This window comes from Aminobacter niigataensis (genome assembly GCF_946995915.1).
Lineage (GTDB): Bacteria > Pseudomonadota > Alphaproteobacteria > Rhizobiales > Rhizobiaceae > Aminobacter > Aminobacter niigataensis.
This window is the reverse complement of sequence record NZ_OX341517.1, coordinates 2,032,709-2,056,075: the sequence shown is the minus strand read 5'-3', so window position 1 is coordinate 2,056,075 and position 23,367 is coordinate 2,032,709. Positions and strand designations below refer to the sequence as shown.

The following is a 23,367-nucleotide window of genomic DNA, read 5'->3' as shown; positions in this document are numbered from 1 at the left end:
GGGGTAATGATGAAAGAACGCGACGCCGAGTACCCCCACCCCGTCGCTTCGCGCCGACCCTCCCCACAAGGGGGAGGGTAAACTCCTCAATCCCCAACCCGCTGCAGCTTGAGCTTTTCCTCATAACCCTTGCGCGCGGCGTTCACCTCAGCGCGGGCGCTGACCTCGGGCACGGCGACGTCCCACCAATGGCCGCCCTCGCCGGTCGAGACCAGCGGATCGGTGTCGATCAGCACCACCGTCGTCCGGTCGCTCTTGCGCGCCCGGCCGAGTGACGCTTCGAGATCGGCGATGGATGCCGCTTTTTCAGCATTCGCGCCCAGGCTTTTCGCATGCGCCACGAAGTCGATGTCGGGCAGCATTTCGTGCTTCGTATCGCGCAGCAGGTTGTTGAAGTTGGCGCCGCCGGTGGCCATCTGCAGCCGGTTGATGCAGCCATAGCCGCGGTTGTCGAGCAGCACGATCGTCAGCTTCAGCCCGAGCATGACGGATGTCGCGATCTCCGAGTTCAGCATCAGATAGGAGCCGTCGCCGATCATGATGACGACCTCCTTGTCGGGCCGCGCCATCTTGGCGCCCAGCCCGCCGGCAATTTCGTAGCCCATGCAGGAGAAGCCGTATTCGGAGTGGTAGGAGCCGGGTCCGCCGGCCTGCCACAGCTTGTGCATTTCGCCCGGCAGACCGCCGGCCGCATGCAGCACGATGACGTCGGAGCCCAGCGTGCGCTGCACGGCACCGATCACCTGCGCGTCCGACGGCAGTGCGACGTTGGTCGCAGCCGTCACCTTGGCCGCCGCCTTGCGCCACTCGACCTTGCCGGCCTTGGCGTTCTCGGTCCACGACGCCGGCGCCTTGTAGCCGGCAACCGCGGCACCCAGCTCAGTGAGCCCTTCTTTCGCGTCCGCGACCAGCGGCAGCGCCATGTGCTTGCCGGCGTCGAACAGTTGTACGTTGAGCCCGATGATGGTCTTGCCGGCGTTCTTGAACAGCGACCACGAGCCTGTGGTGAAGTCCTGCAGGCGCGTGCCGACCGCCAGCACCACGTCCGCCTCTTCGGCCAGGCGATTTGCCGCCGACGTGCCGGTCACGCCCACCGCCGCCATGTTGAGCGCATGCTCGTCGGTCAGAGAAGACTTGCCGCCCTGCGTCTCGCAGACCGGGATGCCGGTCGCCGCGACGAAGCGATCGAGTTCTTCAGAAGCGCCGGAGTAGAGCACGCCGCCGCCGGCCACGATCAGCGGCTTCTTCGCCGCCTTCAGCACCTCGGCCGCCACAGCCAGTTCATCGCGGTCAGGCCGCGGCCGGCGCAGCGTCCACACGCGCTCGGCAAAGAAGCTCTCGGGATAGTCATAGGCCTCGGCCTGCACGTCCTGGCACAGCGACAGGGTCACCGGCCCACATTCGGCCGGATCGGTCAGTACCTGCATCGCACGCGCCAGTGCGGGAATGATCTGCTCGGGTCGGGTGATGCGGTCGAAATAGCGCGACACCGGACGGAAGCAGTCATTAACCGAGACCGTGCCGTCGCCAAAGTCCTCGACCTGCTGCAACACAGGATCCGGCACGCGGTTGGCGAACACGTCGCCGGGCAGCAGCAGCACCGGCAGCCGGTTGACATGGGCGAGCGCGGCCGCGGTCACCATGTTGACCGCGCCCGGGCCAATGGAACTCGTCGCCGCCATCATCCGCTGGCGGAAATTGGTCTTGGCATAGGCGATCGCCGCATGCGCCATCGCCTGCTCGTTGTGGGCGCGATAGGTCGGCAGTTCCTCGCGCACCTGATAGAGCGCCTCGCCGATGCCGGCGACGTTGCCATGACCGAAGATCGCCCACACGCCGCCAAACAGCGGCACCATGTTGTCGTCGATCACGGTCATCTGCCGCGTCAGATAGCGCGTCAGGGCCTGCGCCATGGTCAGGCGAACGGTCTTGGTCATCTCTTCTCCTCCCGCTGGAGCAGTGCATCCAGCGGATGCCGGCCTCGCTTCAGCTGTCTTTCGATTTATGCCGCCCTACGGTCCCGCGCCGCAAGCCATGCCTTGGTCAGCTGTTCGAAACGCTGGGCCATGTCGTCGACTGCGGCCTGGTCGTTCATACGGCCGAACATCCACTCTTCCGCCGCATGGGCGAAGATGCTGCGCCCGACGGCAAAGCCCTTGACCACCGATGCGTCGGCGGTGGCTGCAAACGCCACTTCCAGCTCGGCCAGCGGCGCTTCCAGCCCGAGCAGCACCACGCCACGGCAATACGGATCATTTCTGGCGATGACCGCCTCGATCTTCTTCCATGCTGCCGCCGAAGCCTGCGGCTCGAGCTTCCACCAGTCAGGCTTGATGCCGAGCGCGTAGAGTTCCTCGAGCGCGCGTGAAATGGTGTCCTCGGCAAGCTTGCCATGCTTGCCGGCGATGATCTCGATCAGCAGCTCGCGCCCCACTTTCCGCGCCGCCTCGAACAGGGTGCGCAGCTTCTGCTGCTGCTCGGCCTTCAGCTCGGCCGGGTCGTCGGGATGGTAGAAGCACAGGCACTTGATGGTGTGGTCGAGCGGCCATTCGACCAGTTGCGAGCCGATGTCCTGCGAGAACTCGAAACGCAGCGGCCGCGAGCCCGGCAATTCCACCGGCCGACCCATCCACGAGAACGGATGGCGGGCGAATTCGAACATCGCCTCGCGGCCGAACTTCTCGTCGATCAGCATGCCGTAGCCGTCACGCCCACCGGCCACCTTGGCTGCGGCCTTCACCGCCAGCACCTTGAAGTCGCGGATGCGCTGGGCATCGGCGCCGGTGCGGGCGGCGATGTCTTCCAGCTGGATGCGGTGATCGCAGGCCAGCGCCATCATCGACGGTATCTCGTGCCGGCGCGTCGTCGCCCAATGCACGTGATTGATCGCCTCGTCCTTGCGCAGCGCCCGCTCCGTGCTGCCGTTCTTCAGGAAGAACTGCAGCTCCTCGAAGGTCGGGATCTCCGGCGAGCACAGCAGCCGCGACACGGCGAAGGCGCCGCAGGCATTGGCCCAGGTCGCAGCGGTCGCCAGGCTCTCTCCGCCCAGCCAGCCGCGCAGGAACCCGGACATGAAGGCATCACCCGCACCCAGCACGTTGTAGACCTCGATCGGAAACCCCTTGCCGACGATGCCGGCTTCGAGGTCGTCAGTGATCGACCCGTCATAGACGATGCAGCCCATCGGCCCGCGCTTGAGCACGATGGTCGCCGAAGACATCGCCCGGATGGTCTTGAGAGCATCGAGCAATTCGCTCTCGCCGGAGGCGATCATCACCTCTTCCTCGGTACCGACGATCAGGTCGCAGTCGGCCAGCACGCCCTTGAGATGGTTCGACACCTTGTCGGAAGCGATGTAGCGGCTTTCGCCGGCAGCGTGGCCGGCCAGGCCCCAGAGGTTCGGGCGGTAGTCGATGTCGAACACCACCTTGCCGCCGGCCTGCTTGATCAGCTTCATCGCCTTGCGCTGGGCGGCGTCCGTGTTCGGCCTGGAGAAATGCGTGCCGGTAACGACGATGGCCCGCGCCGAACGGATGAAATCAGCGTCGATGTCATCTTCGTTCAGCGCCATGTCGGCGCAGTTCTCGCGGTAGAAGATCAACGGAAACGTCTTGTCGTTCTCGACAGACAACAGCACCAGCGCCGTCAGCCGCTCCGTGTCGGTCACCAGCCCCTTGTCGGACACGCCCTCGCGCAGCATCTGCTCGCGGATGTAGCGCCCCATATGCTCGTCGCCGACGCGGGTCAGAAGCGCCGAGCGCAGGCCGAGCCTAGCCGTGCCGATGGCGATGTTGGCCGGGCAGCCGCCGACCGACTTGGCAAAGGACGCCACGTCCTCCAGCCGCGATCCGGTCTGCTGCCCATAGAGGTCGACCGACGCGCGCCCGATGGTGATGACGTCGAGTACAGGCTGGTTCTTGGGGTCGGTCATTTTGTCCTCCCGGTCGCTCCGCCGCGCCGGCCTGCCCACAAAATCAGATAGCAGGCCACACAATGCAATTTCAATTCCAATAATCAGTAAACCGGAATTTTCATTCCATCAACTGATTGCGACTGTGCGCCCCGGAGGCCAATTGCCCCGAGGCGACTGTCCGCCCGTTGGCCTAAAGCCGTACGGTCTTGCCTTCCTTGGCCGATTTCAGCGCCGCATCCGCCAGCCTCAGCGCCATCAGGCCGTCCTTGCCATCCGGCGAAATCTTGGTGCCCTTGGTCACCGAGGCGATGAAGGCCGCGATCTCGGCGGCATAGGCCTCCGTATATCGGGTCATGAAAAAGTCGTGCAGCGGCGGGCGGGTATAGCCAAGCGCCCCCGCGACCTCGATCGAAACGGCACGCTGGTTCTCGGCCGAAACCATGCCGTCGGAACCGTGCACCTCGATGCGCTGGTCGTAACCGTAAGTGGCGCGGCGCGAATTGCTGATCACGCACTGCCGGCCGCTGGCAGTGACAAGGATCACCGAGACGCTGTCGAAATCGCCAAGCTCGCCGATCTTCTTGTCGACCAGCACCGAGGCTGTCGCCGTCACCGCCACCGGCTCCTCGCCGAGCAGGAAGCGCGCCATGTCGAAATCGTGGATGGTCATGTCGCGGAAGATGCCGCCAGAGCGGGTGATGTATTCCGCCGGCGGCGGGCCGGGGTCGCGCGAGGTGATGACCACCTGCTCGACCTTGCCGATGGCGCCGTCGTCGATGGCCTTGCGCACGGCGGCGAAATGCGGATCGAAGCGCCGGTTGAAGCCGACCATCAGCGTGCCGCCGGCCTTCTCGACCACCCCCAGGCATTTTTCGACACGGGCGGCGTCGAGGTCGATCGGCTTTTCACAGAACACCGCCTTGCCGGCGAGCACGAAACGCTCGATCAGGTCGGCGTGCGTATCGGTCGGTGTGCAGATCACCACCGCATCGATGTCCGACGCCTTCTCGACCTGGTCGATGGAGCGAACCTCGCAGCCATAGGCCTCGGCGAGATCGTTGGCCGCCTTTTCGAAGGCATCCGCCACCGCAACCAGCTTCGCCTGTGGATTGGAAGCCACGGCCTTGGCGTGGACCTTGCCGATGCGGCCTGCACCCAGGACACCGAACCGAACTGTCATGACAACCTCATTTCCTTGGCCCGCGCCGTCCGGGCCTGCAATCTTGATCTGTAGGGATGGGGCCACCCACTGACGGGATGACGGGCGGCCCGGGTTTACTTCAAGCCTTCTTGCGCTTGTTCTGGCGGTGCTGGTCGATGATCACGGCCGCCACGATGATGATGCCCTTGATGATTTCCTGATAGTAGGCACCGACCTTGAGGAAGGTGAAGCCCGAAGTCAGCACGCCCAGGATGATCGTGCCGATGACAGTGCCGGTGATGCGTCCGACGCCGCCGGAAAGCGAGGTGCCGCCGATGACCGCCGCAGCGATCGCATCGAGTTCGTAGGCCACGCCCATGCCCGGCTGGCCGGAGGCGGCACGCGCCGCGGTCATCACGCCTGCCAGCCCCGAAAGCAGGCCGGCGATGGCATAGACCTTGACCAGGTGGCCGCCGATGTTGATGCCCGACACGCGCGCCGCCTGCGGGTTGGCGCCGATCGCATAGGTGAACTTGCCGTAGCGGGTATAGGTCAGCGCGATATGGAAGATGACCGCGACGAGCAGGAAGACGATGACCGGCAGCGGCAGCGGGAAGCCGAGAATGTTGAAGCTCTTGCCGAACCAGGTGAAGCTGTCGTCGAGCAGCGCCACCGGCTGGCCGAGCGTGTACCACTTGGCGAGACCCCGCGCCGACACCATCATGCCGAGCGTCGCAATGAATGGCGGTATCTTGGTTCTCGCGATCAGCGACCCGTTGACGGTGCCGGCGAGAAGGCCGACGCCGAGACCGGCGAGGATGGCCCAGATCGGCGACATGTCGGTCAGCGCGGGATAGACCGCGCGCGGATTGGCCGATGTCTGCGCCAGGCTTGCCGCCACCATCGCGGCAAGACCGACGACCGAGCCCGAGGACAGGTCGACGCCGGCGGTGATGATGACTTGCGTCACGCCCACCGCGATGATGCCGATCACCGACACCTGCAGGATGATGATCGACAGGCGCTGCTTGTTGGCGAGGAAGCTGTCGCCGACGAATATCCAGCCGAGTATCTCGAAGACGATGGCGATGCCGATCAGCACGCCCAGGATCGACACCTCGGGCGGCAGGCGCTTCTTGCTACCGATGACGTTTGCGGGGCTCGCAATCTCGTTCGTCGACATGGTTCTTCCACCCTTGAGCTCGTTGGCGCCGTCAGTGCGACGCGAGTTCCATGATCTTGACCTGGCTGGCCTCGGCACGATCGAGGAAGCCGGTGACGCGGCCCTCATGCACCACCATGATGCGGTCGCTCATGCCAAGCACCTCTGGCATCTCCGATGAGATCATGATGACGCCCACCCCTTGTCCTGCGAGCTTGGAGATCAGGCGATGGATCTCGGCCTTGGCGCCGACGTCGATGCCGCGGGTGGGCTCGTCCAGGATGAGGATTTTCGGCTTGGTCAGAAGCCAGCGCGCGATCAGCACCTTTTGCTGGTTGCCGCCGGAAAGATTGATGATCGGCTCGGCCATGTCGGGTGTCTTCACCCTGAGCGCCTGGCTGATCTCCATCGAATCCTTGGCCAGCTGTTTCTGCTTGACGAAGCCGTTCTTGACGTAGCCCGACTGCAACACAGCCATCTGGGTGTTTTCCTGGATGTCGAGCAACAGGAAGCAGCCGGTTTCCTTGCGGTCCTCGGTCAGGAACGCCATGCCGTGTTTCATTGCCGTCGACGGACTGTCGATGCGCACCCACTTTCCAAACAGGTCGATGGTGCCGGCATTTGCCGGCGTCACGCCGAAAACGGTCTCGGCGATGTTGGAACGGCCCGAGCCGACCAGCCCGGCGATGCCGAGGATCTCGCCGGCGCGCACGTCGAAGGAAACGTCCGAAAACACCCCCTTGAGCGTCAGCCCCTTGACCGACAGCACCACGTCGCCAATCGGCACCTCTTCCTTCGGGAACATCTGGGTGATCTCGCGACCCACCATCATCCTGATGATCTCGTCGCGGGTGACCTCCGTCGAAGCCTTGGTGGCGATGTACTTGCCGTCGCGGAACACCGAGAACTCATCGGCGATCTCGAACAGCTCGTTCATCTTGTGGGTGATGTAGATGATGCCTTTGCCCTGGGCGCGCAGCGCCCGGATGATGGTGAACAGGTGGTCGACCTCGCGCTCTGTCAGCGCCGAAGTCGGCTCGTCCATGATCAGCACGTCGGATTCGTAGGACACCGCCTTGGCGATCTCGACCATCTGGCGGCTGGCCACCGAAAGCGTGCCCACCTGCACGTCCGGATCTATGTCGATGTTGAGCCGCTTGAACAATTCCGCCGTCTTGCGGCGCATCTGGCCATGGTCGACAAAGCCGAGGCGGGTCAGCGGCTCGCGGCGGATCCAGATGTTCTCGGCCACCGACATCGGCGCCATCAGGTTGAGTTCCTGGTGGATCATGGCGATGCCGTGCTCCAGCGCGTCGAGCGGGCCTCGGAGGTTGATGTCCTCGCCGCGCAGCTTGAAGCTGCCGGAATCGGGCGTGTAGATGCCGGCGACGATCTTCATCAGCGTCGATTTGCCGGCGCCGTTCTCGCCCATCAATGCATGCACGCTGCCGCGCTTGAGGCGCAACTGGACATTGTCGAGGGCTACGACGCCCGGGAATTCCTTGCGGACGTTCTCGACCTCGAGAAGATAGCCACCGTCTACAGCGGCACCGCCCGCAGGCGCCGCTTCCATCGTGCCAGTGTTTTGCATGGATTGGTCCTCCCAGGCCGGCCCGGCTTTTCGCGCGGGCGTGGTCCTTGTGGGGAAATGCGCCGCCGTTGGCCGACGGCGCATTGGTCAGATCATATCAGTTCTTGGTGGTGTACTGGTCCATATTCGCCGGGGTCACCAGCTCGAACGGCACCCACACAGGCGACGTCACCGCTTCGCCCTTGGCGAGCTTCATGGCCGTTTCGACTGCACCACCGCCCTGTGCCGCAGCGTTCTGGAACACGGTCACGTCGAGGTCGCCGGCCTTCATGTAGGCGAGCGCTTCCTGGGTGGCGTCGACGCCGGCCACGATCACGTCCTTCATGTCCCAGCCGGCCGCCTTCATGGCGTTGATGGCGCCGATGGCCATGTTATCGTTGTTCGAGATGACGGCGTCCGGCTTGTGGCCGGCAGCGATCCAGTTGGTCATCAGGTCCTGTGCCTTGACCGGATCCCAGCCGGCGGTCTGCTCGTCGATGACGTTCAGCTTGACGCCGCATTCGCTCCCGGCATTCACGTCATGGATGTCCTTGGTACGCATCACGGCTGCCTGGTTGGCAAGGTCGCCGACCATGATCAGGATGCCCGCCTCGGTCTTGCCGGCTTCCTTGAGGATACGGCAGACTTCCTTGGTTTCCAGCGTGCCGGAATCGACTTCGTTCGAGCCGACGAAGGCGCCCTTCGCGCCCAACGCTCCGACGTCGATCGGCTCGCGATTGACATAGACGATCGGAATGCCGGCGTCGTTGGCGAGCTTGGTCATCGGCCCGGTGGCCGAGGTATCGACCGGGTTGACGATGATGGCGTCGACCTTGGCGGCGATGAAGTTCTGGACCTGGCTGAGCTGCTTGTTGACGTCGTCGTCGGCGATTTCGATGACGACCGGCTGGCTGGCATCGGCCGCGGACTTCTCGATGCCCTTGCGCAGGACAGTCAGGAAGGTGTCCGAATTGGCCATGCTGACACCGACGTCGCCGGCAAACGCAGAGCCGGCCATCAGCGCGGAAATGGCAGCGCCGAGCAAGAATTTCTTCATGATCACTCTCCTCCAACAATGGTGTCCGGCTGCACCCCGTTGTGCCGGAAGCCGCGGTCGTGCCGCAGGCTCGTCTCTACGAGCGACACCATCGCTCCTCCGCGATGCAAAATGTGCCACCCGCTTCCCGATGCCGGCCCGATTTCAGAATGTTCGAGCCGTGTTTTTTATTTATGAAATGTTTATTCCATATTCTGGATGAACGTCAAGAGGCATTCCATTGCTGCCCGATCAATCTTTGCGTGAAAGAGCATGCGTCAGCCGGCTGCGGCCGGCCTGACCAAGATCACCCGGTCGCGGCCGATGCCTCACACCTTTGCGCGGATGAATTCGATGCTCTCGGCCAATGCTGTGCGCGGGTCGGCAAGCTTCTGCACGACCGGCGAGAACGGCTCGAACGACAAGAGCCCCTGGTAGCCGCCAGCGACCAGCGCTCGGATCTGGCCGACATTGTCCAGCCTGTCGCCGGCATCGACCAGCACGCGATGCGGATCGCGCATATCCGGCACTGTGACAGTGGGATCGTCGACGCCCGAGATATGCACCAATCCGGTCATGCCCGGAAAGATGTCCGGCTCGCCGGCAAGATGGTGGTGGAACGTGTCATGCACCATGCGGAACGCAGCGGTGCCGTCGACATCCTCGATGGCCTCGGCGGCCTCGCGCTTGGAGCGCAGCGAGCAGATCTCGAAGCCGAGCGGCTCGACCAGGCCGCGCACGCCGCGATCGCCGAGGATGGTCTTGAGTGCAGCCAGCGCCGTCCTGAGGTTGCGCTGGCGCTCGCCATCGGCCTGCCCCGTCCCGTCGTTGACGGGCACCAGTACCAGTGCCTGGGCGCCCACGTCGCGGGCGTAGTCGGCGAGTTCGATCGCCTCCGCCTCGCGCGTCGCACTCCACTCGTTGAAGCGCTGCAGCGCATTGATGCTCGTTATGGATATTCCATTTTCCACGGCCAGCGCGCGGACCGCACTGGCCGGCGTGCCGTCGATGATGGCGTTGCCGGCCAGGTCGTTGCGGATTTCGACCGAAGTGATCCCGAGCGATTTGGCCAGCGCGAAAAAGCGCTCGATCGACAGCCCCGGCGCGGCCATATGGTTGAGGGCGAACGAAACGACAGACATCGGCGAAATTCCTCCAGCCAAAACGGAACATTTATTCCATATCATGGTGGAGCGATATACGTCATTCTCTGCAAGCCGGTCAAAGCCGCATCAACCTTCCAAGCTATCATTTCTGATAGATTCAACATCATCGGCGGCAAAGGGCACAGGCGCGCGCTCCCAGAGAACCACAAATCCTTGCAACGGCCGTAGTGTTTCAGAGCCACACGTGGCAAACCGTGTCGCACTCTGGAGGAGCTTGATCATGAGCGCTGGCCCCGAAAATCGCCACAACATCCTTGAGGCAACTCTTGCCGCGGCCATGCAGGATCAACGCACCGTCGATGAACAGCGCCGCAGCACGGCACCTCTGCTTGACGGCATGTCGTTCTACGACAGCATCCGCCACGACGATGACCGCGGCAGCGTCACCGAGTTGTTTGACCCGCGTTGGGGATGGCATCCCGACCCGTTGGTGTTCTCCTATATCTTCACGATCCGGCCAGGCATGGCGAAGGGCTGGGGCCTGCACAAGCTGCATGAGGACCGCTACTTCGTGATCAGCGGCGAACTGGAGCTTGTCCTTTACGATCCACGACCCGAATCCAGCACTTGCGGCAAGGTTTGCAAGGTCTACCTCTCGGGCAGTCGCCCGCGCTTGATCAATGTGCCCAAGTTCGTCTGGCATGCGGACCGCAACATCGGCACGTCAGACGTGGTCGTGGTCAATTTCCCGACCATCCAGTACGATCATTCAAGCCCCGACAAATATCGCCTTCCGCTCGACACGGACCTTATTCCCTACAGCTTCGGGGACACCACTGGGTGGTGAGTCGTCCACGCATCTCGATCTTGATGCCCACGCACTGCCGGCCGGACGTTGTCGGGCTGGCCGTGGAATCCGTCCTCAACCAGACGTTCGGGGATTTCGAACTTTTGGTTGTCGGCGACGGTGCAATCCCCGGCACGGCGCAGGCGGTCAAGCGGTTCGACGACCCGCGCATCCGCTACTTCGACCTGCCCAAGGCTCCGCATTTCGGCTACGCCAATCGAAACGTCGCCCTGAGGGAATCGCGCGGCGAGTTGATCGGCTTCGCGGCCGACGACGACCTTCTGTTCCCCGACCATCTCGAAACCCTGCTTCGCGGCCTGGAGAGCGGTGCAGCCATCACCTATAGCCAGGCGCTCTGGGTCTCCACTGATGGCATCGTCGCGCCCTTCCTGACCAATCTGGAGTTTCAGGACGAGATGGATGCCTTTCGCCGGGGCAACACCATTGCGGCGAGTTGCTTCCTTTACAGAGCCGACGCCCTCCCAAATCGCGATGCATGGCCGGAGGATGTGCCTTCCGCCGCAGACTGGCGCCTGTGGAACCGCATCCTGGATGCCAATCCCCAATCACGCATTGTCTATTGTCGGACGCCGACCGTCCTGCATTTCAGCGCCCGCAGGAAGGCATCCAGGCATTCGGCCATGCCTCAGTTGGCGGAGTTCATTGCGATTGCCGATTCCGCGGCATGGTGGCCGAGTGCTCTGCGCGTGCCGATTGGTCCGGGCCGGACCGAACAGGAAACATTTGCCGATCTGATGCGCGGCACGCCCGGATGGTGCAGCCACATTCGGCAGGCATCCGCCGATCTTGCTGCCCGCCTTGCGTGGGATGAGATCCAGCACAACCGGGCCACGACAAACCGGCGACTTCAGGCCCAGGCGGGCCAGTTGGCGGCGAAGGATGCCCCACCGGCGGTGCGGTCTGTCAGGACACCGGTCCAGCGGATTGCCGCAGAGATCCGGCGGATTCCACGCAACATCATCCGCCTCTTCAGGGGCTGATCCTCAGACATTCTCGGGCAAATAGATGTCGAACGGCAGGAAGGTCTGCCCGGGAGCGTTCGCTGCCCCCTCCTCGATCGAATGCGCCATCAGTCCGACGAGCTCGCGGCACAGCGGCGCAAGCGGCGTCGCGATCGCCATGACGGCAAGATTGTCGGCGAGTGCTGCGCGCGTGTCGACGGTGATCTCGTTGCAGATCAGCACCGGCAGTGGATCGGGCCTCACCTGCCGCAACGCCGAGATCGCTCCTTCGATGCCGCCGCCGGCCACATAGCACCCGACGAGATCGCCATGCTGACCGAGCAGCCCGGCGACAGCCTCATGCGTGATCTCGTAGGACTCGTGGTTGACGATGGTCTCCAGCACCGTGAACGCGGGCGCGTGCTCGCGGAAGAAGGCGCGGAAGCCGATCTCGCGCAGTTCGTGGCCATGGAAGCGGTGGCTGCCGACGAGCAGCGCCACCTTGCCCGGCTTGCGCGCGCATCTGGAAATCATCCAGGCAGCCGTCCGCCCGACCTTGAGATTGTCGATGCCGACATAACCCTCGCGAATGCCCGTGGCGAAGTCGGACAGCAGTGAAAAGACGGGAACTCCCCGCGCCTTCACCTCCGCCACGGCAGCCGTGACCGTCGGATGGTCGGGGCTGACCAGCGCCACCGCATCGCAGCTTGCCGCCAGCCGGCGCAGTTTGTCGACGATCTCTTCCGGCGCGAGCGATTCAGCGAAGTCGATGACCGCGGTGCCGCGGAAACCGGGCGCCTGTGTGATCGCCTTTTCCAACTCGCTGGCGAAGGCGCGGTAGAACACGTCCCTGGGGCGCAGCAGCACGAAGCCGAGTCGGTATTCCGGCAGTTCCTTGCGCATGCGCTGCGCGATCAGCCCGGCAGCGTGATAGCCGATGCCGGTCGCAGCCTCATAGACGCGGCGCTGCGTCTCCTCGCGCACCGGCAGTCGCCCGTTCAGCACCCGGTCGACGGTGGCGACGCTGACGCCCGATGCGCGGGCGAGATCGGTGATGGTGGGCCGCTTGCTCATATCCGCTCCTAGGATTTGCGCTCACGGTAACTCATCATGATAGAAAATGATAGAAACTATCATGCCGTGATTGAAAAAATCGCATCATGGGGTACCATTCTTCCAGTGAACGATCTCCGACGCCTACCGTGGAACCGTTCCCGACTTCCAGGGAGAGAGCCATGACCGTCACGCCTTCGACGCGCGACTACAGTCTTGTGGGAGAGAGAGCGCGCCGCGCCGTCGAGAGCGGCCTCGCCGCCGCCGAGTGGTACCACACCGACATTCCGCGCAAGCAGATGAAGGAGCTGATGCAGCGCTCCGACGGTCCGGCCATCCGCGACACCGCGATCTGGCTCGGCCTGCTCGTTGCCTTCGGCGCCACAGGTGCCGCGCTTTGGGGCAGCTGGTGGTGCGCGCCCTTCTTCCTCTGCTACGGCGTGCTCTATGGCTCGGCCACCGATGCCCGCTGGCATGAATGCGGCCACGGCACCGCCTTCAAGACGCCGTGGATGAACGATGTGGTCTACCAGATCGCCTGCTTCATGATCATGCGCAATCCGGTGACCTGGCGCTGGAGCCACACCCGCCACCATACCGACACCGTCATCGTCGGCCGCGATCCCGAGATATCAGTCATGCGCCCGCCGGATCTCTTACGCGTCGTGCTCAACTTCTTCGGCCTGATCGATGCCTGGCACGCGATCGTCGACATGGTCCGCAACGCCGCCGGCCTGATCGGCAAGGAAGAGAAGACCTTCATTCCCGAGAGCGAACAGCCCAGGGCCATCCGCATCGCCCGCATCTGGCTCGCCATCTACCTGGCAACCATCGCGCTCGCCGTCTATCTCGGTTCGTGGCTGCCGCTGATGCTGGTCGGCCTGCCCCGCCTCTACGGCGCCTGGCACCATGTGCTCACCGGCCTGCTGCAGCATGGCGGACTCGCCGACAACGTCGTCGACCACCGCCTCAACAGCCGCACTGTACTGATGAACCCAATCAGCCGCTTCATCTACTGGAACATGAACTATCACGTCGAACACCACATGTTCCCGATGGTGCCCTATCACGCGCTGCCGAAGCTGCACGAGATAATCAAACACGACCTGCCGGCGCCGAACGCTTCCATGTGGGCGGGCTATCGGGAAATGCTGCCGGCCTTCATCCGCCAGCTCCGCAACGAGGACTATTTCATCAAGCGCGAGTTGCCCCCCACGGCGCGGCCCTACCGCGAAGAATTCCACAGCGAGGCAGCCCTCGCCGCCGAATAGCCTCCCAAGGCGCCACCCCGGGGCGGCGGCCCCCAGCCGCCCCGTATTCCAAAATCCCAGGGAGAGAGACATGAGCGACTGGATCGAGGCCTGCGCGGCCAACGACATCGACGAGGAAGACGTGATCCGCTTCGACCATGCGGGCAAAAGCTTCGCCATCTACCGCAGCCCGGAGGACGAATTCTTCGCCACCGACGGCCTGTGCACCCACGAGCAGATCCACCTCTCGCAGGGGCTGGTCATGGGCGACATCATCGAGTGCCCCAAGCATAACGGCCGCTTCAACTACAAGACCGGGGCGGCCCGCGGCGCGCCCGTCTGCGTCAACCTCCAGACCTATCCGGTCAAGGTCGACGCCGGCAAAGTCTTCATCCAACTGGGCAACTGACATGACGGCGGGAATGGTCATTATCGGCGCTGGCGAATGCGGCACGCGCGCGGCCTTCGCCCTGCGCGAGGAAGGCTACGGCGGCGGCATCACGCTGGTCGGCTCGGAGCCTCACCTTCCCTATGAGCGGCCGCCGCTCTCCAAGGAGGCGATGACAAGTGGCGAAGCGCCAACAATCAAGGCCATCGCCGATGCCGCCCGCCTGGCCGAACACCGTATCGACCTCAAGGGCTCGACGACCGTCATCTCCATCGACCGCGCCAACCGCTCGGTGCGCCTCGGCGATGGCTCCGACCTGGCCTACGACAAGCTGCTGGTGGCCACCGGTTCCATCCCGCGAAAGTTACCTATGTCGGGCCTCGGCGCGCGCTGCGTCTATCTCCGCACCTTCGACGATGCGCTGCTGATCCGGCAGCATTTGCGCGAAGGCGTCCGCATCGCCATCGTCGGCGGTGGCTTCATCGGCCTCGAACTCGCAGCCTCGGCCCGCAAACTCGGCGCCGAAGTGACGGTCGTCGAGGCGCAGCCCCGCATCCTCATGCGCGGCGTGCCCGAAGAGATCGCCGCCATCGTGCATGAGACGCACGTCACCGAAGGCGTCGAGATCGTCTGCGGCGACGCCATCGCAGCCATCGAAGACGACGGCAACTCGGTTCGCATCGCGCTGTCGAGCGGCCGGACTGTCGTGGCCGACCTCGCCATCATCGGCATCGGCGCCGTCCCCGTGACCGCCCTTGCCGAAACCGCCGGCCTTGCGCTCAACAACGGCATCTCCGTCGACGCCCGGCTGCGCACCAGCGACCCGCACATCTTTGCCGCCGGCGACTGCTGCTCCTTCCCGCTCGCCATCTATGGCAACCGCCGCGTCCGGCTGGAGGCCTGGCGCAGCGCCCAGGAACATGGCGCGCTTGCCGCCCGCAACATGCTCGGCGCCGAGGAAGCCCACGCCTCGGCCCCCTGGTTCTGGTCCGACCAGTACGGCCTCACCCTGCAGATCGCCGGCCTGCCCGACGAAGGCGAACGCACTGTCCGCCGCGATCTCGGCGACGGCGCCTTCATCCTGTTCCACCTCAAGGATGACGGTCGTCTCGTTGCTGCCAGTGGCATCGGCCCGGACAACGCGGTTGCCCGCGACATCAGATTGGCCGAAATGCTGATCGCCAGATCGGCCCGCCCCGACCTCACTGCTCTGGCGTCGACCGCCGTCAAGCTCAAGAGCCTGCTCGCTGCCTGACTTTTTCAGGGCAAGCCGCTTGAGAATCGGTCCTGTTTCCTGGACTCTGGACCGAGGCAGGTCCCTGCCCCGGGCGGCTCTCCTGCCCCGAGGGCTCGTGCGCGCCGACTGCGGAGGTGTCAAGCAATGCCGGTCAGCGAATTCGGTCGGATGCCCGACGGCTCGATGGTGGAAGCGGTCAGCATTGCTGCCGACGGCATCGAGGCCAGGGTTCTCACCTTCGGCGCCACGCTCGCCGATCTCATGATCGCCACGCCGGCCGGCCCGCGCTCGGTGGTGCTCGGCTTCGACAGCCTCGATGGCTACCTGGTCCATGGCGCCTATTTCGGTGCCATCGCCGGACGCTGCGCCAACCGCATCGCCGGAGGCCGTTTCAGCCTCGACGGTGTCCAGCATCAGGTCGACGTCAACGAGGCCGGACGCACCCACCTGCACGGCGGTGGCGAAGGCTTCTACCGCCGCAACTGGACGGTCGTCGACGCCAGCGAAAACTCCGTCCTGCTCGGCCTGACCTCGCCCGACGGCGACCAGGGCTACCCCGGCAAGGTCATCGTCACCTGCCGCTATTTGCTCGACAAGGGCCGGTTGCGCATCGCACTCGGCGGCCGAACCAACGCGCCGACCCTGATGAACCTCGCAGCCCACGCCTATTTCAACCTCGACGGCTCAGGCTCGATCCTCGACCACCGCCTCAAGATTGCCGCCGAGGCCTATACGCCGGTCGATGCCGCGAGCATCCCGACCGGCGAGGTGCTGGCGGTGGACGATACCGTCTTCGACTTCCGTGGGTTGCGCGCCATCCGCAACGGCCAGGACGACGCTCACCAGGCGTACGACCACAATTTCGTGCTCGCCATGCAGCCGGCACCCGAGCCCTGGCACGCCGCCCGGCTGGAAGGGTCCCGCTCAGGCATCCGTCTCGATCTCTGGACCACGGAGCCCGGCCTGCAATTCTACGATGGCGCTTTCCTGCCGGTCGCCCCGCCTTTGCGCGGCGGCATCGACCCCGTCCGCTTCGGCGCGCTATGCCTCGAGCCGCAACGCTTCCCCGATGCGGCCAACCATCCGCACTTCCCGAGCACGGTGCTCAGGCCGGGCGAGATCTATTCGCAGGTAACGGAATACAGGTTTTCGACGGTGGAGTGAGAAGGGCGCCCCCTCACCCACCCTCCGCTACGTTCGGGTGACCTCTCCCCGGTGGGAGAGGAGATCTGAGGCGTCGCCGCCCTTCCTTTTCTCCCCAACGGGGAGAAGGTGGCCGCGGAGCGGCCGGATGAGGGGCCTGCTCGAAGCCGGTCGACCCCTCAAACCCTTGCGCAGATCGCCTCGAAGAACGCGACATTGTCGAGGTCGAGCGGATCGTCCACCGGCAGCGCCTGCGACGACATCTTGGAAATCACCACCTCGGCCTTGGGGTCGACATAGAGCCACTGGCCATGGATGCCGATGCCGCAATAGGCGCCGCTGGCGTTGGCGCTCTGGTACCACTTGTTGCGATAGCGCCCGTGGGCGAACAGGTTGGTCATGGTGCCGCGCTGCCAGGCGGCAGCGTCGCCGCCATGGATCGTATCGTCGACCCAGGCCTGCGGCACGATCCGTCCGCCCTCCGCCACACCGCCATGCCGCATCATCTCGCCGACGCGGGCAAGGTCGCGCACTGCAACCGAAACCCCGCCCGCGGCGCGCGCCGAACCCTCCTTGTCGACGGTGACGAAGCCGTCACGCCTGGCGCCCAATGGCTTCCACAGCCTGTCGGACATCAGCTCGGCATAGCGCTGGCCGGAGGCGCGCTCGACGATGATGCCGAGCAGGTCGGAATTGGGCGAACGGTAGCGGAAGGTCTGGCCATGCGGTTCGTCAAGCGGCTGCAGGGCGATTAGAAACTCACGCAGCGATTCCGCCCCGCCGCCGGGGTTCCACATCGTGGCGCGGCGATAGCGCGCGAACAGGCTCTCGGGATCGAGATAGGCCTCTTCGAAATCGAGGCTGACCGTCATGTCGAGCACATGGCGCACGGTGGCATTGGCATAGACCGAGCCTGCCGCTTCCGGCACGTAGTCGGTCACCGGCGCGTTCGGGTCGAGCCTGCCCTCACCTTCCAGCGCACCGGCCAGGATCGCAGTCAGCGATTTGGAGATGGAGAAGATGATGTGCCGCGCATCGGGTTTCATCGTCGGTGCGAACCAATCGCCGACGAAACGGCCCTTCTTCATCACCGCCAGCGCATCGGTCGACGAGCGCAAGAGGAAGCCGGCGACGGTTTCGTCATTGCCGTTGATCGCAACGCTATCATCGAGAAGCCCACCCAGATCGACCGGCGCATCCTCGACGAGGCCTTCGCGCGCGGCGATGCGCGCACTCGGCACCATCTCGCCAGCGTTCTGGAACGACCAGCTATTGTATGGCTGCTCGCGCCAGTTGCCCAGGCTCACGTCCTTGCGGGCGAAGCCGAACATGCGCTCGAACGCGGTGGATGACGTCATGATCTTTCCTTGCTGCTGAATATTCCCGTCAGGCCAGTGCGGCGGCGATTGCATGCACAGCCTTCAAGGTCGCCACTGAATAGGGCACGGAGGTGAAGTCAGGCCAGGTCGACAGCTTCACCGTCACCATTCGGGTCGCCCAGTCGATATGGATCAGCTGCCCGAACACGCCCGGCACATCAGGGCGCGCGAGCGCGGATCCTCGATCCAGAACTGGTTGCGGTAGCTGGCCTCCGGCATCGAAGTGCTGAAGTTCGGGCCGTGCATGCCGTTCCGCGTCTCGGCAATCCAGTCGGCTGGCACGATACCGGCGCCATCTTCCAGGATCGCCTGGCCGAAGCGGGCATAGTCGCGCAGCGTCGCGTTGAAGCCGCCATCGGCTATCGCATAGCCGGCGCTGTCGACGGTGAAATGGGCGCTCTCCTCGGCGCCGATCTTCTGCCACAGCTCTTCCGAAACCAGCTGCGGCAGCCGTTTGCCGGTCGCCCGCTCCATGATGAAGGCGAGCACGTCTGTTTCAATCGAGCGGTATTCGAAGGCAGCGCCATGCGGCCGCGTGGTTTCGGTCAGGCGCAGGATCAGCTCGAACATATGCTGCGGCCAGTGGAAGCTGGGGTCCGTATCAGCGGGAACCGGCTTCCAGCCGCCGGCGACATCGACCTGGCCGATGTCCGAATAGGGGTCGGTATAGGCTTCGCTGAAGCGCACGCCCGTGGTCATGTCGAGCACCTGCTGGAGGGTCGCACCTTTCCAGCCGGTCGTTGCCAGTTCAGGCAGATAGTCGGTCACCAGCTTGTTCGGATCGACGACACCCCTGCCGGCAAGGATGCCGAACACGGTGCCGGTCACAGACTTGGCCACCGATTGCGACAGATGCGGCGTGCGCGGCGTCATGCCGTTGAAATAGCGTTCATAGGCGATGTTGCCGTCCTTGAGCACCAGAAAGCCGTCAGTGTAGGTCTCGTCGAGCAGGCCCGAAAGCGTCGTCGGCTTGCCCTCGCTGTCAACGACCGCCAGCCCGTCCAGGTCGGTTTCGGCGCGTTGCAATGCACGCACCGGCCCCTCGCCGCGCCACACCTCCACCGTCGGCACGATCTCGCGTACATGCTGGAAGGCCCAGCGGTTCCACGGCGGCATGTCCCACGCCGCTTTCGGCACCGGCATCCTGGGCGGCGAGCCCTGCATGATCGGCGGCACGGTTTCGCTGTTGCGGTAGGAGCTCATGGCATCACCCTCGCGCTGTTTCTGGGGTCCGGCGCGGACGCCGAACCCCATCGCAAAAGTCACTTACTTCTGCAGATCGGTCCAGATCCGGGTGTAGAGCGCATCGGCTTCCGGCGAGCACATCAGTGCCATCGTGCCATGAGCCTTGCTGGCCTCCGGAATGACGATCTCCGGTGCATCCTTCATGTCATCAGGCATGAATTTCTCCGATCCGGCAATGCCGTTGGCATAGCGATGAAACGCCGAAAGCCCGGCCGCGACCTCGGGATCCATGATGAAGTTCTGGAACAGCTTCGCGTTCTCGACATTCGCGGCGTCCTTGAGGACGACGACGTTGTCGCTCCAATAGGTGAAGCCTTCCTTCGGATAGCCGAAATGCACTTCAGGACGCTCCAGGCGGATACGCAGTCCTGCGCCGTTCCAGGTACTGGAGGCCTTGAAGTCGCCGGCCTTCATCTTGTCGACGGCGCCATATTCCATGGCCACCCAGTTGGGCTTGGCGGCAACCAGCAGGTCGCGCGCCTTCGTCAGCACTTCCTTGTCGGTCGTGCACTGTTCGCCGCCAACATAGCGGACGGCCGCCGTGACCACGTCCTTCATTTCGGGAACGACGTTGACCTTGCCCTTCAGCTCGTCCGGCGTCTCGAAAATGATCTTCCAGCTGTTGATGTCGCCCTTATAGGCCTCGGTGTCGACCACCACGCCGACGGTGCCCCAGGCCCACGGCACCGAATATTTGCGGCCCAGGTCGAACTCGGGGTTGGCCCATTCGGGCGCGACGTTCTTGAAGTTCTCCATGCCGCCGGGATTGGTTTCGAGCAGCAGGCCTTCGTTGATCCAGATCGGCAGGTGCGTCTGCGAGGGAACCACGATGTCGAAGCCGCTGCCGCCCTGGCGTGCCTTGGCGAGCGCGGTCTCGTTCGAGTCGTAGTCGGTGACCGTCACCTTGACCTTGTACTTGTCCTCGAATTTCTTGATGACCTCGGGGTTGGTGTAATTGCCCCAGTTGTAGATGTTGAGCTGCCCTTCGGCCCGGCCAAGACCGGTCGCCGCAAGCAGCGCAATCGCCGCGACAGTGGTGGACATTAATGGTTTCACAGCGGGACTCCTTTTTATCTGAGCTGTGATGACCCTGCCAGCGGCAGGCTAAAAGTCCATCGCAGCCGGACGGGGTCCGGTTGCGATGGTTCCTTGGCGAATCCGGGCAGAATTTACTTCTGCAGTTCGGTCCAGATCTTGGTGTAGAGCGCCGTCACTTCCGGCGCGCAGGTCTGCAGGATTTCACCGTTCTTCTTGAATTCCTCAGGCACCACGACTTCCGGCGCCGAGGTCATGTCGGCCGGCATGAACTTCTCCGAGCCGGCGATGCCGTTGGCGTAACGGTGAAAGGCCGAGTTCATCGCCGCGTTTTCCGGATCCATCATGAAGTTCTGGAACAGCTTGGCATTCTCGACGTTCGCGGCGTCCTTCAGCACGACGACGTTGTCGCTCCAGAACTGGAAGCCCTCGACCGGGTAGCCATAGTGGATGGCCGGATTGGCCAGACGCTGACGCAGAACTGAACCGTTCCAGTCGCTGGTCGCCTTGAAGTCGCCGGCGCCCATCTTGTCGATGGTGTTGTACTCCATGGCGATCCAGTTCGGCTTGGCGGCCACGAGCACGTCGCGCACCTTCTTCAGCACTTCCTTGTCGCCAGTGCACTGCTCGCCACCGACATACTTGATCGCGGCATGCATCACGTCGTTCATCTCGGGGACGACGTTGACCTTGCCCTTCAGCTCGTCCGGCGTATCGAAGACGATTTTCCAGGTGTTGATGTCGCCCTTGTAGAACTCGGTATTGACGCCAACGCCAACGGTGCCCAGCGCCCACGGCACGCTGTAGTGGCGGCCCGGATCAAAGGCAGGATCCTTCCACTCGGGCATGACGTTCTTGAAATTCTCCATCTGGTCGGGACGGGTCTCGAGCAGCAGGCCTTCCTGGATCCAGATCGGGATGTAGGTCTGCGACGGCATGGCGACGTCGAAGCCGTGGCCACCCTGGCGCACCTTGGCGAGTGCCGTGTCGTTTGAGTCGTAGTCGGTCACCGTGACCTTGACGCTATGCTTCTCCTCGAACTTCTTGATCATGTCGGGGCTGATGTAGTTGCCCCAGTTGTAGATGTTTAGCGCGCCTTCTGCCGAGGCAAGGCTGGTGGAGGCCAGCAGCGCCAGGCCGACCGCCGTCGACATGGATTTCAGGTTCATCATTTCACTCCCGTTGATTAATCCCGTTTCCTGCTCAAGAAGAAGAACAGCGTGACGATGACGACCGACAAGAGCAGGAAGACGGTCGAAATCGCATTGACCTCCGGCGTGATGCCGCGGCGGATTTGCCCCAGCATGTAGGTCGGCAGGGTATCCTGACCGCCCGACTTGACGAATTCGGTGATGACCACGTCGTCGAGAGAGATGACGAAGGCGAGCATCAGGCCGGCGATGATGCCCGGCCAAAGCAGCGGCAGCGTCACGCGGCGGAACGCCTTCCACGGCGTGGCGTAGAGATCGGCGGCCGCGCGTTCGAGCGTCAGGTCCATGTTCTCGAGCCGCGCCCGGATCGGCAGATAGGCGAAGGGGATGCAGAACGCCGTATGCGCGGCGATCAGGTAGCCGAGGCCCGAATAACCCGTGGCGATCTTGATCTGCGCAAAGAAGATCAGCAGTGCGACGCCGGTGACGATCTCGGGCACCATCAGCGGCTGGTTGATGAAGGCGTATTTGAACGTCAGCCCGCGATAGGCTCGCGTCCGCGTCGTCGCCAGCGCCGCCATGGTTGCCGCAATCGTCGCGATCACCGCCGCAGAAGAAGCAATCTTCAGCGAACGCAGCGAGGCGTCGATGACCTGGTCGTTGTTCCAGGCGGCGGCGAACCAGCGCAGCGAGAAGCCGCCCCATTCCGACACGGAGGTCGACTCGTTGAAGGCATACGCCACCAGCACCACGATCGGCACGTAGAGCAGCACGAAGCAGGCCGCAGCGATTGCGGTGAAGCCGGTCTGCTGGCGGATCGAAAAACGCTTAGCCATGGCGCGCCTCCGATCCGGACGTGTTGCGGACATAGACCAGCAGCGCCACCATCACGATCGCCATGACGGTGATCGACAGCGCAGCGCCCAGTGGCCAGTTGCGGCCCTGCCCGAACTGCAGCTCGATTAGGTTGGCGAACATCATGTTCTTGCCGCCGCCGAGAACGCTGGGCGTGACATAGGCGCCGATGGCCGGGATGAAGACCAGGATCGAGCCTGCGATGACGCCGGGCCTGACCATCGGGAAGATGATCCGCTTGAGCACCTGCCAGCGCGTGGCATAGAGGTCGTATCCGGCCTCGACCAGTCGGAAATCGAGCTTTTCCATGCTGGCATAGAGCGGCAGCACCATCAGCGGCAGGTAGACGTAGACCATGCCGACCATGATGGCGAAGTCGGTGTAGAGCATCTGGATCGGCTGATCGATGATGCCGAGATTGATCAGCGCCGTGTTGATGATGCCTTCGTTACGGATCACCTGCAGCACGGCAAAGGTGCGGATCAGAAGGTTCGTCCAGAACGGGATGGTGATCAGGAACAGCCAGATGTCACGCGTCCGCTCCGGCCGCGTGGCGATGAAATACGCCGTCGGAAAGCCGAAGATCAGCGTCGCCACCGTCGCCATGATGGCAAGCTTCAACGACCGCCAGAAGATGGTGAGGTGGGCACCGGCAAACGACAGCGTGTCGTCGAAGATATCGCGTTCGAGAAAGACCGCCACCCAGCCTTCGGTCGAGAACTTCCAGACCACGTCGCCGTAGGGTCCGGGCGTCAGGAACGAATAGAGGAGCACGATCAGCAGCGGGCCGGATGCGGCCAGCAGGATGATGATCAGCGCCGGCGCCGACAGAAACCAGCGATTCCTGACCTCCCGCGCCTCTGCCTGCTTTTCGATTTCGGCTGCGGTCGCCAT

19 protein-coding genes and 1 pseudogene are annotated in these 23,367 nt (G+C 63.9%); 6 read left to right on the top strand and 14 right to left on the bottom strand.

From position 1 onward, the window contains the following. Nucleotides 1–86 precede the first annotated feature (86 nt). The 7 genes from iolD to O1Y97_RS09885 form a co-directional block, all read right to left on the bottom strand. Nucleotides 87–1,937, bottom strand: a complete 1,851-nt coding sequence (iolD, locus tag O1Y97_RS09915; RefSeq protein ID WP_318763884.1) for a 3D-(3,5/4)-trihydroxycyclohexane-1,2-dione acylhydrolase (decyclizing) — start codon at nt 1,935–1,937, stop codon at nt 87–89. Nucleotides 1,938–2,002: 65 nt separating this feature from the next. Then, nucleotides 2,003–3,931, bottom strand: coding sequence for a bifunctional 5-dehydro-2-deoxygluconokinase/5-dehydro-2-deoxyphosphogluconate aldolase (locus O1Y97_RS09910; RefSeq protein WP_318763883.1), 1,929 nt, complete (start codon nt 3,929–3,931; stop codon nt 2,003–2,005). 172 nt (nt 3,932–4,103) lie between these two features. Beyond that, nucleotides 4,104–5,093, bottom strand: a complete 990-nt coding sequence (gene iolG / locus O1Y97_RS09905; protein ID WP_318763882.1) for an inositol 2-dehydrogenase — start codon at nt 5,091–5,093, stop codon at nt 4,104–4,106. Nucleotides 5,094–5,193: 100 nt separating this feature from the next. After that, nucleotides 5,194–6,237 carry an ABC transporter permease gene (locus O1Y97_RS09900; protein ID WP_108607176.1) on the bottom strand — a complete coding sequence of 348 codons (1,044 nt, stop codon included), beginning with the start codon at nt 6,235–6,237 and terminating at the stop codon, nt 5,194–5,196. A gap of 31 nt (nt 6,238–6,268) precedes the next feature. Then, complete coding sequence (locus O1Y97_RS09895; RefSeq protein WP_318763881.1) at nt 6,269–7,807, bottom strand: sugar ABC transporter ATP-binding protein; 1,539 nt, start codon at nt 7,805–7,807, stop codon at nt 6,269–6,271. A gap of 97 nt (nt 7,808–7,904) precedes the next feature. After that, nucleotides 7,905–8,843, bottom strand: coding sequence for a substrate-binding domain-containing protein (locus O1Y97_RS09890; RefSeq protein ID WP_108607174.1), 939 nt, complete (start codon nt 8,841–8,843; stop codon nt 7,905–7,907). A 308-nt stretch (nt 8,844–9,151) separates the two neighbouring features. Further along, nucleotides 9,152–9,964: a TIM barrel protein gene (locus O1Y97_RS09885; RefSeq protein ID WP_318763880.1), complete on the bottom strand. Its 813-nt coding sequence runs from the start codon at nt 9,962–9,964 to the stop codon at nt 9,152–9,154. A 244-nt stretch (nt 9,965–10,208) separates the two neighbouring features. On the opposite strand from O1Y97_RS09885, the gene O1Y97_RS09880 reads away from it, so the two are divergent. Beyond that, nucleotides 10,209–10,775, top strand: coding sequence for a polysaccharide biosynthesis C-terminal domain-containing protein (locus O1Y97_RS09880; protein WP_318763879.1), 567 nt, complete (start codon nt 10,209–10,211; stop codon nt 10,773–10,775). Beyond that, nucleotides 10,769–11,776 carry a glycosyltransferase family 2 protein gene (locus O1Y97_RS09875; RefSeq protein ID WP_318763878.1) on the top strand — a complete coding sequence of 336 codons (1,008 nt, stop codon included), beginning with the start codon at nt 10,769–10,771 and terminating at the stop codon, nt 11,774–11,776. The genes O1Y97_RS09880 and O1Y97_RS09875 overlap by 7 nt, the downstream gene beginning before the upstream one ends. A gap of 3 nt (nt 11,777–11,779) precedes the next feature. Here O1Y97_RS09875 and O1Y97_RS09870 read toward each other — a convergent pair whose 3' ends face one another. Then, entirely contained in the window at nt 11,780–12,811 is a 1,032-nt protein-coding gene (locus O1Y97_RS09870) for a LacI family DNA-binding transcriptional regulator (protein ID WP_318763877.1), read from the bottom strand. Nucleotides 12,812–12,972: 161 nt separating this feature from the next. Here O1Y97_RS09870 and O1Y97_RS09865 point away from each other — a divergent pair, with 161 nt between their 5' ends. The 4 genes from O1Y97_RS09865 to O1Y97_RS09850 all read left to right on the top strand — a co-directional run bounded on the left by O1Y97_RS09865 (nt 12,973) and on the right by O1Y97_RS09850 (nt 16,829). Next, a complete protein-coding gene (locus O1Y97_RS09865; RefSeq protein WP_318763876.1) occupies nt 12,973–14,061 on the top strand; it encodes a fatty acid desaturase family protein in 1,089 nt (362 codons plus the stop codon). Nucleotides 14,062–14,131: 70 nt separating this feature from the next. After that, nucleotides 14,132–14,449: a MocE family 2Fe-2S type ferredoxin gene (locus O1Y97_RS09860; RefSeq protein WP_108607169.1), complete on the top strand. Its 318-nt coding sequence runs from the start codon at nt 14,132–14,134 to the stop codon at nt 14,447–14,449. Nucleotide 14,450: 1 nt separating this feature from the next. Then, nucleotides 14,451–15,683, top strand: a complete 1,233-nt coding sequence (locus O1Y97_RS09855; RefSeq protein WP_318763875.1) for an NAD(P)/FAD-dependent oxidoreductase — start codon at nt 14,451–14,453, stop codon at nt 15,681–15,683. A gap of 126 nt (nt 15,684–15,809) precedes the next feature. Next, a complete protein-coding gene (locus O1Y97_RS09850; protein ID WP_318763874.1) occupies nt 15,810–16,829 on the top strand; it encodes an aldose epimerase family protein in 1,020 nt (339 codons plus the stop codon). Between the two features lie 158 nt (nt 16,830–16,987). Here the strand turns inward: O1Y97_RS09850 and O1Y97_RS09845 are convergent, their stop codons facing one another. The 6 genes and pseudogenes from O1Y97_RS09845 to O1Y97_RS09820 all read right to left on the bottom strand — a co-directional run bounded on the left by O1Y97_RS09845 (nt 16,988) and on the right by O1Y97_RS09820 (nt 23,367). After that, nucleotides 16,988–18,166 carry a serine hydrolase domain-containing protein gene (locus tag O1Y97_RS09845; protein WP_318763873.1) on the bottom strand — a complete coding sequence of 393 codons (1,179 nt, stop codon included), beginning with the start codon at nt 18,164–18,166 and terminating at the stop codon, nt 16,988–16,990. Nucleotides 18,167–18,194: 28 nt separating this feature from the next. After that, nucleotides 18,195–19,390, bottom strand: a pseudogene (locus O1Y97_RS09840) (serine hydrolase domain-containing protein). Nucleotides 19,391–19,453: 63 nt separating this feature from the next. Next, nucleotides 19,454–20,476 (bottom strand): extracellular solute-binding protein, encoded by a 1,023-nt coding sequence (locus O1Y97_RS09835; RefSeq protein ID WP_318763872.1) that lies wholly within the window; start codon nt 20,474–20,476, stop codon nt 19,454–19,456. A 125-nt stretch (nt 20,477–20,601) separates the two neighbouring features. Beyond that, nucleotides 20,602–21,636, bottom strand: coding sequence for an ABC transporter substrate-binding protein (locus O1Y97_RS09830; RefSeq protein ID WP_108607164.1), 1,035 nt, complete (start codon nt 21,634–21,636; stop codon nt 20,602–20,604). Nucleotides 21,637–21,653: 17 nt separating this feature from the next. Continuing rightward, nucleotides 21,654–22,454, bottom strand: coding sequence for an ABC transporter permease (locus tag O1Y97_RS09825; RefSeq protein ID WP_318763871.1), 801 nt, complete (start codon nt 22,452–22,454; stop codon nt 21,654–21,656). Then, nucleotides 22,447–23,367 (bottom strand): ABC transporter permease, encoded by a 921-nt coding sequence (locus tag O1Y97_RS09820; protein ID WP_318763870.1) that lies wholly within the window; start codon nt 23,365–23,367, stop codon nt 22,447–22,449. Before O1Y97_RS09820 ends, O1Y97_RS09825 begins: the two co-directional genes overlap by 8 nt.

What these genes read in the sequence shown, in the direction of transcription:
- iolD (WP_318763884.1), bottom strand. Translation starts at nt 1,937, where the DNA reads ATGACCAAGACCGTTCGCCTGACCATGGCGCAGGCCCTGACGCGCTAT.
- O1Y97_RS09910 (WP_318763883.1), bottom strand. Translation starts at nt 3,931, where the DNA reads ATGACCGACCCCAAGAACCAGCCTGTACTCGACGTCATCACCATCGGG.
- iolG (WP_318763882.1), bottom strand. Translation starts at nt 5,093, where the DNA reads ATGACAGTTCGGTTCGGTGTCCTGGGTGCAGGCCGCATCGGCAAGGTC.
- O1Y97_RS09900 (WP_108607176.1), bottom strand. Translation starts at nt 6,237, where the DNA reads ATGTCGACGAACGAGATTGCGAGCCCCGCAAACGTCATCGGTAGCAAG.
- O1Y97_RS09895 (WP_318763881.1), bottom strand. Translation starts at nt 7,807, where the DNA reads ATGCAAAACACTGGCACGATGGAAGCGGCGCCTGCGGGCGGTGCCGCT.
- O1Y97_RS09890 (WP_108607174.1), bottom strand. Translation starts at nt 8,843, where the DNA reads ATGAAGAAATTCTTGCTCGGCGCTGCCATTTCCGCGCTGATGGCCGGC.
- O1Y97_RS09885 (WP_318763880.1), bottom strand. Translation starts at nt 9,964, where the DNA reads ATGTCTGTCGTTTCGTTCGCCCTCAACCATATGGCCGCGCCGGGGCTG.
- O1Y97_RS09880 (WP_318763879.1), top strand. Translation starts at nt 10,209, where the DNA reads ATGAGCGCTGGCCCCGAAAATCGCCACAACATCCTTGAGGCAACTCTT.
- O1Y97_RS09870 (WP_318763877.1), bottom strand. Translation starts at nt 12,811, where the DNA reads ATGAGCAAGCGGCCCACCATCACCGATCTCGCCCGCGCATCGGGCGTC.
- O1Y97_RS09865 (WP_318763876.1), top strand. Translation starts at nt 12,973, where the DNA reads ATGACCGTCACGCCTTCGACGCGCGACTACAGTCTTGTGGGAGAGAGA.
- O1Y97_RS09860 (WP_108607169.1), top strand. Translation starts at nt 14,132, where the DNA reads ATGAGCGACTGGATCGAGGCCTGCGCGGCCAACGACATCGACGAGGAA.
- O1Y97_RS09855 (WP_318763875.1), top strand. Translation starts at nt 14,451, where the DNA reads ATGACGGCGGGAATGGTCATTATCGGCGCTGGCGAATGCGGCACGCGC.
- O1Y97_RS09850 (WP_318763874.1), top strand. Translation starts at nt 15,810, where the DNA reads ATGCCGGTCAGCGAATTCGGTCGGATGCCCGACGGCTCGATGGTGGAA.
- O1Y97_RS09845 (WP_318763873.1), bottom strand. Translation starts at nt 18,166, where the DNA reads ATGACGTCATCCACCGCGTTCGAGCGCATGTTCGGCTTCGCCCGCAAG.
- O1Y97_RS09835 (WP_318763872.1), bottom strand. Translation starts at nt 20,476, where the DNA reads ATGTCCACCACTGTCGCGGCGATTGCGCTGCTTGCGGCGACCGGTCTT.
- O1Y97_RS09830 (WP_108607164.1), bottom strand. Translation starts at nt 21,636, where the DNA reads ATGAACCTGAAATCCATGTCGACGGCGGTCGGCCTGGCGCTGCTGGCC.
- O1Y97_RS09825 (WP_318763871.1), bottom strand. Translation starts at nt 22,454, where the DNA reads ATGGCTAAGCGTTTTTCGATCCGCCAGCAGACCGGCTTCACCGCAATC.
- O1Y97_RS09820 (WP_318763870.1), bottom strand. Translation starts at nt 23,367, where the DNA reads ATGGCGACCGCAGCCGAAATCGAAAAGCAGGCAGAGGCGCGGGAGGTC.